Below are 13,535 nucleotides of genomic sequence, written 5' to 3' on the forward strand. Positions count from 1 at the left end.
GCTTCGCAGCTGCCTCCGGCGTCATCGGCGGCATGACCACCGGCCTGACCCGCACCGTCTTCCAGCAGATGACCGCCGGACGCCAGTGGCACCGGGCCGGGGCGGGTGGGCCCGTCGGGGCCGTCGGGGTCGGGGCTGTCGGTGGGCATCGCGGGCGTCGTCACGCGGATCGACCGGCAGTCCGCGAAGACGGGGGAGGCGGTGTCCGCGACGGTGAGGTCCCGGGAGCAGTCGAAGACGCGGCAGCCGGTGAAGCGCGGGGAGGCGTCGGCGCCGACGTGCAGGGCGGGGAAACCGCCGCCGTGCAGGTCGCAGTGGTCGTAGCGGCCGGCGGCCCCGTCCGCGACGAGGATGGCGTTCTTGCCGGGCTTCCGGACCCGCAGCCCCCGCACCCGGGCCTCCGCGCCCTTCCAGACGACCAGCCCGGTGCCGTGGGTGCCGGTGATGTCGCCGCCGTCGAGCGCCAGTCGGGAGCCGGCGGTGGCGACCAGCCCGGCGCTGCCGGTCTCGGCGACGCGCAGCGCGGTGAGGGTGGCGTCCGCTCCGCTGCCGAGTTCGACGCCGCTGCGGCGCTGGCCGCGGACCGCGCAGTCGGTGAGCACGGCGGGCGCGCTCGACAGCAGTCGGACGCCGTGCTCGCCGCCGTCGACGGAGGTGGCGACGAGCGTCACGTGCGCCTGGTTCTCGACCTGGACCCCGCTCATCGCGGCTTCGGTGACGGCGCACTCCTCCGCCTCGATGCCGGCCTCGTCGGCGGCGGCCAGGCCGTGCTCGGCGCTGGTCTCCAGCCGGGAGCCGCGCAGGGTGACGCGGGCCCGGTCGGCGGCGTGGACGGCGCTGTAGCCGCTGCCGGAGACGGTGGTGCCCTCCAGTCGGGCGTCGGCGTCGCCGAGGGCGACGAGCCCGTTGGCGCCCGGTTCCCGCAGCCGGCAGTCGCGCGCGGTGAGCCGGGCGCGGTCGGTGGCGGCCAGGGCGCTGCCGACGGCGGCGTCGACGCGGGTGCCGGCGACCTCGACCTCGCAGTCGTGCTCGGCCTGGACGCCGGAGCGCCCCGCGGCGTGGACGCGGCCGTCGAGGAGGAGCGCTGCCGAACCGTCCTGCGCGAGCAGCCCGTTGCGGCCCGGGGCCAGCAGGCGCGCCTCGCGGGCGGACAGCAGCGACCGGCCGCGGGTGCGCAGTGCGGTACCGGAGACGTGTCGGGTGAGGAGGCCGTCGGCGGTGAGGCGGGCGGCGCCGGCCAGGACGACGCCGAGGCCGTCGACGGACTCCACCACGACCTCCTCCAGTCGGGCGCGGGCGTCGCCGTCGAGGTGGAGCGCGGCGTGCCGCGCGTTGCGGAGGCGGGTGCGGCGCAGCACCAGCACGCCGCCGCCGACGGGGTCGTCGAGGGCGGCGGCCAGACCGGGCGCGAGGCTGTCCTCGCCGCCGGGGGTGTCGGCGTCCAGCAGCGCCCGGAGGTCCGGCGGGTCGATCTCGGGCCCGGGGTCGGCGGCGCGGGAGGCGGGACTGCCGGCGACGGTGATGCGGCCGTGGCGGACCAGGCAGTCCTCCAGCATGAGGCCGGCGGCGTCGGTGACGACGATGACGGGCTCGCCGGGGTCGGTGCCGTGGAGGACGACGTCGGTGACCAGGCAGCCGGGGGCTGCGACGGTGAGCGCCGGGCGCCCCTCGGGGGCGGTGAGGGTGACGGTGCCGGGACCGTCGGCGGCGTAGAGGCTGACGCGGCGGTCCAGGCGCAGGCTCTCGTGGTACTCACCGGCGGCGATGGCCACGGCGACGGAGCCGGTGGTGGGGGCGGCGGCCAGCGCGCGGGCGATGGTGCGGTGGGCGGACCGGCCGCGGGAGGCGACGGTCAGCGTGAGGTCAGCCGCTATCTGGGTGGTGGGGACGGTGAGGGCCATCGGTCACCGCCTTTCGGAGCTTCGGTGGTGCGGGTGGGGTGCGGTGCTCACGGGGTCGTGCGGCTCACTGGCCGCCGGCCGTCGGGTCGGGGGTGCCGTACCACTCGGGCGGGTTGTCGAGGCGCACGGCGGGCGAGATGAACAGGGCACCGAGGCTCTTGTCGAGCAGCTTACCGAGGGCGGGGAAGACGATGGCGTCGAAGAACCCGGCCCGGTGCCACTGGCGTCCGGCGGTCATCTGCTGGAAGACGGTGCGGGTCAGGCCGGTGGTCATGCCGCCGATGACGCCGGAGGCAGCTGCGAAGCCGCCCTCGCGGAGGGCGTCCAGCCCGGTGAGGTACACGGTGTTGCCGTTGGCGTCCTTGACGCCGAAGATCGCGGCGTTGGCGCTGCCGACGACGAGGCCGCCGATGGCGCCGGAGGCGATGCCGAGGCCGAACTCGTAGGTGGCGCCGCGCCAGCGGCCGGGCTTCTCACGGCCGGCCCACTCGCCGATGAAGTTGTCGTCACCGGTGGGTCGGTTGGGGTGGAAGCCGGTGTCGGTCTGCGACATGTGGTTGCGCCAGCCGCCGCGGTTGGCGGCGAAGTGCATGCCGGAGATGCTGGTCTTGATGGTGGCGCCGACGGTCGCGCCGAACAGCGCCTTGAGCACGTCGTTGTAGGTGAACTCGTTGCCGTTGACGGCGGCGACGATGCCGTTGACCGCCAGCGACATCGTGAAGTCGACGAGCCATTCCTGGATGAACTCGGACGCCAGGGTGGAGCCGACCTTCGGGGCGAACGGCGTGTAGGCGGACTCCCCCGGTGTGGGCGAGGACCACTGCTGCCGGTTGGGGTCCTTGAACTTGCGGTTGTGGCCCCGGTACTCCTGGAAGAAGGTGTCCGGCGCGTTGTCGCGGCCGATGCCGCTGAGGTTGGGCTGGGAGTCGCCGAGCTGGCTGACGCCGGGGGCGGTGCCGTCGGTGCGGATGGTGATGCGGCCGAAGGTGTCGACCTCGCGCACGATCCCGGAGACGGTCCGCTCGCCGATGACGAAGCCGGGCAGCGAGTTGTCGGTGCTGGACGGCGCGTAGCGGCGCAGCTGGTTGTGGAACATCTCCTGCTCCAGGAAGCTGCCGTCGGGCTGCTTCTTCATGGAGCGGATGACGGTGCCGTTGTGGAACTCCTTCCACTCCCCCAGGTTCTGGACGAGGTTGTCGCCCGGGGTGGCGTGGTACTCGCGGGGGCGGACCGCCGGGTCGCTGAGCAGGTCGGAGACGGTGCCGGTGACCTTCTTGACCGGCATCTCCTGGATGGTGACGCGGCCGGCGCCGTCCGAGACCACCACGTCCTTCCAGGTGCTGCCGGGGGCGCCGGGGGTGCCGGTCCACTCGCGGACCCGCGCGGCCTGGCTGCCGCCGAAGTCGAGCAGCGAGCCGTGCGCGTCGTACTTGTTCCAGGTCCAGGTGCCGTCGGCGGTGCGCCAGGCGCGGACGGTGACGCCGTCGCCGAGCATGCGGAACTCGCGGACCAGTTGGCCGTTCGGGCCGGGGGTGAAGTCCTGGTAGGACTCCGGGTCCCAGTACCGCTTTCCGCCGATCTCGTTCTCGATGGCGAGCTTGCGCGGGCCGCTGTTGACGCCGTCGTTCCAGGTGCGGTTGTCGAGCGCGGTGACCTGCCTGCCGTCCCAGGTGTCGGCGCGGCCGATGACGGTGCCGTGGTGGTCGAGCCGCGTCCAGTCGGCGGTGGTCGGGTCGAGCTGCCCGCGGCGGTCGATGACGACGGCGTTGCCGGCGTCGTCGGTGGCGCGGGTCTGCGGCGGCAGGCGGTACTCGACCACAGAGCCGTCGGTGAGGCCGGTGCGGGCGACGCGCCAGTCGGTGTGGGCGCCGGGGGTGTACCAGTCGCCGCCGCCGGTGGCGCTCGGGGAGAAGCGGTCCTGCCACCGGATGTCGCCGGCGGTGATGCCGCCGTCGCCGCGGCCGGGCAGGCCGACGGTGAAGTCACCCTGCTGGAAGGTGCGGTGGCCGGTGAGGTTGCCGTCGCCCTCGGACCAGGCCCGGTAGGGGCGGCCGCCGCCGGGGGTGACGGTGGTGGCCCCGTCGGGGAGTTTCACCAGGTCGCCGTGGGTGAGGGTGTTGCCGTCGGGGAGCTTGCGGACCGAGCGGATCAGTTCGCCGTTGGCGGCGAGGTCGACGGTGGCGGCGTCACGGGAGACGAACCGCAGGCCGTCGACGGTGGCGCCGCCGCCGGTGGGCGTAGCGCGCCAGCTGTGCACCTGGAGGACACCGTCGTGGCGCAGGTGCGGCATCTCGGTGAAGAGCTGGGAGTTGTGGTGGGAGAGGGTCATCTCGCGCCACCAGGCCGGCGGGCGCTGCTCGTACAGCCGGATGCTGTCCAGGCGGGTGCCGTCGGGCAGCGCCTTGGAGAGCTGCGTCTCCTTGCCGTGGGCGGAGTGCCGCAGGAAGTCGTCGGAGGGGATGCCGCCGATCTTGATCTCGACGGCGCGGAGCTGGCCGACGTTGTCGAAGGTGTTGAGTCGGCCCCACTTCTCGTGGACGGTGACGGTGTTGCCCGTGGAGGGGTGGACCATCCGGTCGGTGAAGCCGCCGCCCGGCCCCCAGGTGCGGTCGCCGCGCGCGACGAGGTTGAAGTCGGCGTCGTACCGGTACCAGGGAGTGGTGGGCCCGGTGCCGAGCAGCCCGGCGGGGCGCCCGGCGTCGGCGACGACGTGGCCGCCGTCGGGGAGCTGCTGGGTGTGGCGGACCCGGGTGAAGCCGTCGTTGTCCATCCAGCTGCGCTGGCTGGAGCCGACGGTGCGGTCGCCGTGGCGCACCACGCCGCCCTGGGGGTCGACCTCGTGCCAGCTGCGGACGGGCCCGGCGCCGTCGCCGCGCAGCCTGACGTCCACGTGGTTGCCGTCGGGCAGGAACCGGCGCTCGAAGTACAGCGTGTCGCCTGCGGTGTTGAGGCGGATGCGGCCGTTCTCGGCGCCCTTGACGTCGACGGTGCCGGACTTGTACCAGGACGGCAGGCCGTTGCCGGCGCCCGCGACCTTCCAGGTGCCGGTGCCGTCGGCGGCGTGGGTGATCTCCAGGCGGAGGTTGCCGCCGTCGAGGGCGCCCTTGTGGAGGACGTTGATCTGCTGGGTCCGGAGCTTGCCCCCGGCGTCGTAGACCTTGAACTCGCCGCTGGTGACACCGCCGTTGGAGGTGACGCGGAAGCCGTCGGCGCCCTCGCGGGTGACGGTGACGTTGTTGACGGTGCCGAGGTTCCCGTCGAGCAGCGTGGGGTTGGCGCCGCCGGTGCCGGGGCTGATGTAGCCGTTGCCGGTGGCGTCGGAGAGCTTGACGACGGTGAAGGTCGATCCGTCGCGGGCGGTGACGGCGAGGGTGCCGTCGACGGTGCCGGCGCGGACTTCGTGCGTGGTGGCGCCGTTGCCGTCCAGCACGCGGAACTCGACGCCTCCGCCGGGGTTGTCCACGCGGTAGCCGCCGCCGGCGGCCCGCACCGCCCGGGCGTCGGGGACGGGCACCAGGCCGTTGTCGACGAGGCGCACGGTGTGGCCGCCGTGCATGATCTCCACGGCCTGGTTGAGCTGGGCGCCGCCGAGGCCGGTGGTCCGCACCGCGTCGACCTGGGGGGCGGCGTCCGGGCCGAAGCGCCGGATGCGGCCGCCGCCGGTGATGTCGAAACCGCCGTCGGGGCGGACGTTGAGGGTGTGGCCGCTGGGGCCGCCGTTACCGGCACGCAGGGTCAGTTCCCCGCCGCCGACCGGCCGCATCAGGTGCAGGTCGAGGTCGGCGCCGCCGGTGCTGCGCAGCGCCGTGACGTCGTGGGTGTGACGCCCGCCGGGGCCCACCACGATGTGGGTGTCGCCGAACTGGAGGCGGTGGCCGAGACCCTCCACGGCAGCGACCTGGCTGCCCGCGACAGGACCGCCCGTGCCGGTGCGGACCTCGGGCAGGGCGGTACCGCCCACCGGCTGGTAGAGGTGCCGGATGTCGCCGCCCGCGCCGGCGGGCAGGACCGCGATGTCGTGGGTCCGCGCGCCGTGGCCGTCGACCGCGACGTCGAGGTCGGTGCGGGTGACCCGGTAGCCGAGGTCACCGTCGAGGCGGGTGACGGCGGACCCGCCCACCACGGAGCCGTCGGGCTCGGTGAGGCGGGGCGGGTTCCCGCCGACCGGCGGCTGGACGTACTGGCCGTGGAGGTCGCCGCGCAGCGGCAGCGCGTGCTGGTGGAACGGGCCGCCGGGGGCGTGGACGTCGACCAGGTCGGTGCCCTGGCGGGAGACGTGGAGGACACCGTTGTCGATGCTGACGGTCGCACCGGGGGCGGTGCCGTCGCCGCGCAGCAGCTGGAGGGAGCCGTCGCCGACGGTGGTGTGCACGTGGTGCGGGGCTCCGCCCCCGCCGGTGAGGACGGTGACGTCGTGGGTGTGGCGCCCGCCGGGCCCCACCACGATGTGGGTGTCACCGAAGTGGAGGCGGTGCCCGCCGCCGGGCATCGGGACGATCTCGCGGTGCGGCACGGGGACACCCGCGCCGGTGTGCACGGTCGGGCCGCCGCCGTCCACGGGCCGGTGCAGGAACCGGACGGGGTCGTTCGCCCCGAACTGCGGAAGGGCGTTGACGTCGTGGGTGTGCCGGCCGCCGCCGTCCAGGACCACCGTGTGCGAGGTCCCGTCGTGGGTGAGGTCGACACGGTGGGCGCCGCCCGCCATGGGGTCGATGCGCTGGCCGGGGACGGGCGTGCCGTCCAGGTGGGTCAGGACGTGGGCGCCGCCCGGTGCCTCCGGGTACCGCAGGAAACCGCCGGGGAGGTCGCCGCCGGTGGTGCGGACGGCGTGCTGCACCAGGGAGCCGTCCAGCGCGTGGACGTGGAGTTCGCCGCCGGCCGGCGCGGCCGGGCCGCGGTTGGGGGTGATGACCCAGTGGCCGCCCTCGGGTGTGGCCAGCCAGCCCCCGGTGGGGACGCCGTCGGAGCCGCGCAGGTGCAGTCCGCCGTCGGCGGCGGAGCGGAGGATGCGCAGGTCGCCGACGCCGCCGGTGAGGGTGGTGACGTCGAAGGTGTGGTTGCCGGTGGCGGGGTCGAACATCCGGGAGGTGCCGGGGCCGGTGGAGAGGGTGATCTGGCCGTCGACGGTCCGGACGGCGGGCGCGGCGGTGAGACCGCCGTGGTCGCTGACGCGCCACGCGTCGGCGAGGTCGCCGGCCTGGTTGATCGGCGCCGTGATCCGGACCTCGCCGCCCGGGTGGGCCAGGCGCAGGTCGGCGTGGCCGGTGATGGTGACGGGGTTGTTCCCCGCGCCCGGCACCAGTTCCCAGCTGCGGCCGGCGCGCGGCCCGAGGTCCTCGACGATGCGGAACCCGCCGCCGTCGATCTGCTCGGCGCGCATGGTCGGGGCGCCGCCGAGCACTTCGGGGCGACCGCTGGTGCCCATGCCGACGGTGACGTCCCGGCCTCCCACCGAGACGGAGAGGTTCGGCGGCCCCTCGCCCGTGGCGGGGTGCACCCCGCCTGCCGGGGGCGGCGCCGGCACGTCGCCGCCGGTGACGGGAGCGGTGGTGGGCCGGGTGACGGTGGTGAGTTCGGCGCCCTCGACCCGGATGTCCCGCGGGGTCGTCCCGCCCGTCTCGACGGTGGTGGTGCCCGAGGGCCCGCCCTCGACGCGACCGGGGGTGACCTGCGGGGTGCCGTCCAGCACGGTCCACACCTGCGGCTGGAACAGGTCGGGCCGGGTCTGGCGCAGCTGCTGCACGAACTCGTCGCCGGTGCGCGGCTTGCCGAGGCCCAGCAGGTCGCGGAGTTCGGGGGTGAGGCCGTTGCCGGTCGGGGCGCCGACGGTGCCGGTGGTGTCCTTCCCGGTGGGGGTCGGCACGGCGGGCGCGGGCGTGGAGTTGGCGACGGGTGCCGTGGTGGCCGGCGGGCCGCCGCGGCCGGGGCGTCCCAGCGACGCGAGCGCCGCGAGGTCGATGTGGCCGAGCCCGCCACCGCCGGTGATGTCGGTGACCTTGCCGCCGGGGGCGGGCGGGACCACGGTGCCGCCGGCGCCGGGGACCGGCCCCGCGGCGGCGGGCGGGAGGACGGCGCCGGGCGGCGCGACGGTGCTGCCGAGGGAGCCGCCGGGTGCGGCCGGTGTCGGGACGCCGTCGGTGGGCCGGACCGCGGGGAGTTCGGGCGCGGCGGCGGGGGCGACGGTGCCGTCCGCGCCGCGGACGGCGGGGACCCCGACGACGGAGCCGTCGGCGAGCGGCTTGGTCACGCCGGGGGCCGCGACGGAGATGTCGTCCCCGACGCGTGCCGTGGCGGGGGTGACCGCGCCGACGTCGACCAGGGACAGCTTCTGGTTGACCTGGTTGAGCCAGTCGGGGCTGACGGCGCCCGGGGTGAGGGAGCCGGAGGTGATCGACCCGGGGGTGACGGCGCCGGAGGTGACGGAACCGGGGGTCGAGGCGTTGGTCAGCCCGGGGACGCTGCCCGGGATGGAGACCGTGCCGGGGGTGGCCGTTCCGGGGGTGACCGAACCGGGGGTGACCGAACCGGGGGTGACGGAGCCCGGGGTGATGGTGACGGCGCCGAGGGCCGCGCCGGGAGCGATCCCGCCGGGGGCGACCGCGCCGGGAGTCACCGCGCCGGGGACGACCGCGCCGGGAGTCACCGCGCCGGGGACGACCGCGCCGGGAGTCACCGCGCCCGGCGTCACACCGCCCGGAGCGACGGCGCCCGGAGCGACGGCGCCGGGGGTGACCGTCGGCGGTGTCACGGCGCCGGGGGTGACGGCACCCGGCGTCACCGCGCCGGGCGTCAGCCCCGGGGTGACCGCGCCGACGCCGACCGCGCCCGGCGTCGGGACGCCGAGGTCGGTGACCGCCTGCGGCACGGCGGCCGGCGTGACGTTCGGCGTGGCGATGGCGCCGGGGGTGACCGCGCCCGAGGGCACCGACCCCGGCGTGAGTGCGCCGGACAGCCCGCCGGGGGTGACGCCGCCGGGCGCCACCGCGCCGGGTGCGATCGCCCCGGGCGGGAGCGCACCCGTACCGACGGCTCCCGGGGCGACCGAGCCGGGGGCGAGGGCGCCCGGGGTGAAGACGCCGGGTGAGATGCCCAGGCTCAGCGCGCCGACCGTGACGGAGGCCGGGGTGATGCCGACGACCGGCGGGGTCGTCATCCCGAGACCGCCGGGGGCGAGCGCACCCGGGGTGACGCCGCCGGGGGCGAAGCTGCCGGGCGCCACCGTCCCCGGGGTGAAGGCGCCCGGTGCCACCGCCCCGGGGGCGAAGGTGCCGGTGGCCACCGCGCCGGGGCTGAAGGTGCCCGGTACGACGGCGCCGGGAGTGATGGCCCCGGGGGTGATCGCGCCGGGCGCCACCCCGCCCGGGGCGATACCGCCGACGCCGATGCTGCCGACGCCGACCGCGCCGGGTGCCGGCATCGCGGGGGTGAAGGAGACGCCGCCCGCGGCCGGCGGGGTGTCCACGATCCGCGCCCCGACACCGGGCATGTCGATCTGCCCCACGGAGATCTGGACGGCGGAGGCGGAGCCGACGTTGACCTGGCCGACGCCGACCGCCGAACCGTTCAGCCCCGCGGCGACGTTGACCGCCGGCATGGAGATGGCCGGGGTGGTGACCGAGGCGGTCGGCACCTGGACGGGGGCGGTGACCGCGCCCGCCGGGGTCGGCACCGACACCTGGCCGACGCCGGAGAGCGCCGGGTTGTCGACCCCGCCGGTGACCGGGCGGACCGTGGACGGCATGTCCACGATGGCAGTCGAGACGGCGGGCATCTCGATGCGGCCGGCGCCGACCGTGCCGCCGAGGTCCGCGGTGTTGATCGTCACCGGGGTGGTGGTGGGGCCGATCCCGATGGAGCCGCCCGCCGGGGCGACGACGAAGTTCCCGTTCGGGGCGACCGGCGAGAAGTTGCCGAGCGTCGGCGGGATGCGGGTGCCGCCGATGCTGACGTCCACGATCGAGGTCCCGGGCGGCGGCGCCATGATCGGCGTGCCGTTCATGTTCATCCCGATCGAGGGGACGGTGACCGACCCGGGCGCGATGGCACCGATCTGCGGCATCGCACCGATGGTGCCGGGGGTGAACGCGCCCGGCGCGGGCGGGGTGATGGCACCGCCGATGCCGCCGGCGCCCGGCACGGTCGGCGGGGTGAACGACCCGACGCCGCCGCCGAACTGCGGGACGGTGGGGCGAGCGACCTGCCCCAGCCCGCCGAAGCCGCCGAGCCCGGGCGGCATGGTGGTCACGCCCGAGGGGACGAGGATCGACCCGAACGCGAGGTCGGTGCGGATACCGGCGGTGCCCGGCCCGACCCGGAACAGGTCCATCGCGCCGGCGCTCACGCCGGAGACCTTGCTCGTCGCGCCGAGGAACTGCCCGCCGTCGTACCCGTAGCGGAACCGGCCGAGGAGGCCGCGGTCGATGAAGCCGACACGCGCGGCGCCCCGCAGGCCCAGCACGGCGATCTCGTCCGCGGCCACCGGGGTCACCAGCCGCAGCCAGTTCCACCCGGCCACCCCGTTGATCATCGAGCGGCCCATGTTGGCGCCGAACCGGCCGATGGTGATGGCGCCCCGGATCGCCGCGAAGGTGAAGCCGCCCATGTTGGTGATGACCGAGAAGTTCGCCGCCTGGTGCATGTACCGGAACGGCGCGATGGGCCCCATGGTGAAGATGCCGTTGGAGCCGCGGATCCACATCGCGGCGGCCCGGAACGAGTTCCCCATGCCGTACATCAGGCGGCTGCCGAGGCCGAAGCCGTTGGCCCCGAGCCCGAAGAAGGTGCGCATGCCGTTGATGCCGGAGCTGCCGAGACCGCGCAGACCGGTCCACAGCTTGCCGATGTTCAGCCCCTTGGTGGTGGGGGCGATGACACCGACGATCGCCAGGACCAGCTCGGTCACACTGGCGTTGCCGCGGGAGAAGTCGACCGCGGTCTTGATGAGCAGGGCGATGTTGAGGCCGATGGCGAGCAGGGCCACCGGCCCGCCCAGCAGGATCGCCGGGATGATGAGGATGATGGCGATCCACTGGAGCGCCTTCCAGAACTCGTCGCACGGGTCGATGACGGTCTGGATGCTGCTGGCGGCCTCGCGGATCGCGGCGGCGGCCACCGCGGCGGCGGCGTCCACGTTGCTCTCGGCGTCCTCGGCGATGCCCTGCTGGGTGGAGCGCCCTGACTCGTCGTCCTCGTCGAGCCCCGCCGCCTCCGACAGCGCGTCGTCCGCCCGCCGCTGCTCGGTGCGCAGCACCTCGACGTAGGTGCGCAGGGCGCCCTGGGTGGTCTCCTGGGCGGTGCGGAAGGAGGCGACGTAGTTGCGGAGCTTGCCGTCGATGGCGTCGCGCAGGGCGTCGGCGGTGTGCCCGACGAAGGCGCCGTTGGTCGTCTGGAGGACGTCGGTGAAGCCCTGGTCGATGGTCTTGGCCATCTCGATCAGCTGTTCCTGATCGGTGATCAACTGGTCGATGCGGTCGGCGTCACCGGGGGTCGGGTCGCTGCTGCGGCCGAGAGCGCTCCAGTCGTCGGGCCTGGGCATCGTGCCGGTTCCCTCCTCCGCGCCGTCGGCGACCGCTTCCGTCTCCTCTGAAGCATCTACGCACGGGAGGCCCCGCCGGTTCAACGGAGATCGCGAAAGATTCACGGGGACGTGCCGGACGCTGCCGCAGCGCGGTCGGGCGGGCGCGGTGAGTGAACCGCGCCGGGAATTGAACCGGCGGCCGCGCCGGTGCGTAGAGAGGGTGGAACGGGCCCGTCGACGGGCGGGCCGGGCGTGCCGGGACGCGGCCGCGCCCGACACGTACGACACCGGCGGGAGGCCGACCGTGGCGGACTTCTCCATCGACTACTCCGCCCTGCACCGCGCCCAGGAGCAGATGAAGTCGCTGGCCAACACGGCGGAGAGCGGCGGAGCCTCCGGGGAGTTCAAGACGGTGGGCGAGTCCACGCCCTCGGAGCGCCGCGCGGTGTTCGGCAGCACCGAGCTGGGTACGGCCTTCAACCGCTTCTACGAGAACTCCGCGAAGCGCGCCAAGGAGGCGAAGGACGGCCTCAACGAGCTGGCGGAGATCTTCGCCAGCGTCTCCAACGTCTTCTTCGAGGCCGACGCGCAGCTCGCCGGCGGCAGCGGCGTCACCAGTCAGGCGCTGGGCATCAGCAACTGGCGCAACTCCAAGGCGCAGTGGGACGCGTGGGACGCGGCCACCGAGGAGTGGAACGACTACCTGGAGGAGATCGGCGCGAAGGAGTACTTCGACGCCAACCCCGACGCGGACATCGGCCAGGTCTGCCGCGCCGACTCCCCGCCGGAGTTCTGCGAGACCTGGCGCGAGGACACCGACGCGCCGTCGCCCCCCGGGGACAGGCCCGACGGCGACCGGCCCTCGGACGAGCCGCCGACGGAGTTCTCCTTCGAGGACGAGAACGGCGTCACCAACGTCAAGGTCGAGCTCGACGACGACTACAACATCATGAAGGAGACGACGGAGGTCACGACGACCGACGGGCAGTCGTTCACCTCCGAGACCGTCTACGAGACGTCCCCGCAGTACGTCACCAAGGACGGTGTCACCTTCGACGCCCGCGACTTCACCACCACGACGACATACGCGGACGGCACCACGATCACCTCCGAGGTCACCATCGAGGAGGACGGTTCGGGTGTGATGACCTCGACCGACGGCGACGGCGAGGTCACCCGCTACACCCGCTCGGGCCCCGGCGACGAGTGGGAAGAGGACGACTGACCTGCCGCCCCGCGCCCCTCGGGCGCGGGGCGGACACCCCGATAACGGCACCGCACGACGAGGAGCACTTGCCATGGCGGCGAACATCAGCCTCAGCTACGCGGAGATCGAGAGGGTCTCCAACAAGCTGGACAGCGCGGTGGAGGAGACACTCGTCCCCCGCATGACCGAGGCGAAGACCGAGGTCGACAACCTGCTGGCCAGCGCACTGGTCCTGGTCGAGGCCAGCCCGGCCCTCCAGCAGCAGTACGACCGCTTCACCACCGAGCTGACCAAGGCGACGGACGCGATCACCCAGTACGCCGAGCAGTTCCGGGAGATCAAGCGGCAGGTCGAGAACATGGACAAGGAAGTCGCCGACAAGGTCCGCAGCGCCTGACCCCGGTGGCCGGCGGCGCCGGTCGCCCTCCCCGCTCTTCCCTTTGCCCGAACCGACGTGGCACCGGTGACCACCGGCACGTCACCTATCCGACGGAGGAACCGTGTCGGACGCAGCCGATGTCAAATTTGATTACGCCGAGATCACCCGTGCCACCTCGGTCATGGGTACCAAGCTCGACGACATCAGTGACGAACTCAGCACCCTGCGCGACGACGTCGACGCCCTGCTCAAGAACGGCATGGTCTTCGACCAGGCGAGCCCCGCGCTCACCGAGGCGTACACCCAGTTCACGCAGCAGCTGACCGAGTCGGCCGGCGCGATCAAGCAGTACGCGGAGACGTTCGAGAGCCTGTCGAAGGGCATGCAGGACTCCGACTCCGACATCGCCCAGGCGGTGCGCGCCAACATGCAGTGACCGCTTCCCCCTCGGCGGGGAACGGGATCGGGGGCGGTGCGGCGGGAAGCCGCACCGGCCCCGGTGCGTTCGTGGGGGGGGGGGGGGGGGGGGGG

Annotated in this window: 5 protein-coding genes; 3 read left to right on the plus strand and 2 right to left on the minus strand. The window is 74.4% G+C overall.

Going from position 1 to position 13,535, the window contains the following annotated elements; genetic code table 11:
- Positions 1 to 1,901: right-handed parallel beta-helix repeat-containing protein (locus tag HCN56_RS13260; RefSeq protein ID WP_167970691.1), on the minus strand; the 1,901-nt coding region annotated here is incomplete at its 3' end.
- 64 nt (positions 1,902 to 1,965) lie between these two features.
- Positions 1,966 to 11,436: a hypothetical protein gene (locus HCN56_RS13265; RefSeq protein WP_167970693.1), complete on the minus strand. Its 9,471-nt coding sequence runs from the start codon at positions 11,434 to 11,436 to the stop codon at positions 1,966 to 1,968.
- Between the two features lie 286 nt (positions 11,437 to 11,722).
- Between HCN56_RS13265 and HCN56_RS13270 the strand changes: the two genes are divergently transcribed.
- From HCN56_RS13270 to HCN56_RS13280, 3 genes are all read left to right on the plus strand, one after another.
- Positions 11,723 to 12,643 (plus strand): serine/arginine repetitive matrix protein 2, encoded by a 921-nt coding sequence (locus HCN56_RS13270; protein ID WP_167970695.1) that lies wholly within the window; start codon positions 11,723 to 11,725, stop codon positions 12,641 to 12,643.
- Between the two features lie 73 nt (positions 12,644 to 12,716).
- Positions 12,717 to 13,022, plus strand: a complete 306-nt coding sequence (locus tag HCN56_RS13275) for a M3 family metallopeptidase (protein ID WP_167933955.1) — start codon at positions 12,717 to 12,719, stop codon at positions 13,020 to 13,022.
- Between the two features lie 103 nt (positions 13,023 to 13,125).
- Complete coding sequence (locus HCN56_RS13280) at positions 13,126 to 13,440, plus strand: WXG100 family type VII secretion target (RefSeq protein ID WP_312871215.1); 315 nt, start codon at positions 13,126 to 13,128, stop codon at positions 13,438 to 13,440.
- Positions 13,441 to 13,535: the final 95 nt, after the last annotated feature.

The sequence above is a fragment of the Streptomyces lonarensis genome (genome assembly GCF_012033735.1).
GTDB lineage: Bacteria > Actinomycetota > Actinomycetes > Streptomycetales > Streptomycetaceae > Streptomyces > Streptomyces lonarensis.

Excerpts from the sequence above, each read along its gene's own strand:
- HCN56_RS13265 (WP_167970693.1), bottom strand. The coding sequence starts at position 11,436 with ATGCCCAGGCCCGACGACTGGAGCGCTCTCGGCCGCAGCAGCGACCCG.
- HCN56_RS13275 (WP_167933955.1), top strand. The coding sequence starts at position 12,717 with ATGGCGGCGAACATCAGCCTCAGCTACGCGGAGATCGAGAGGGTCTCC.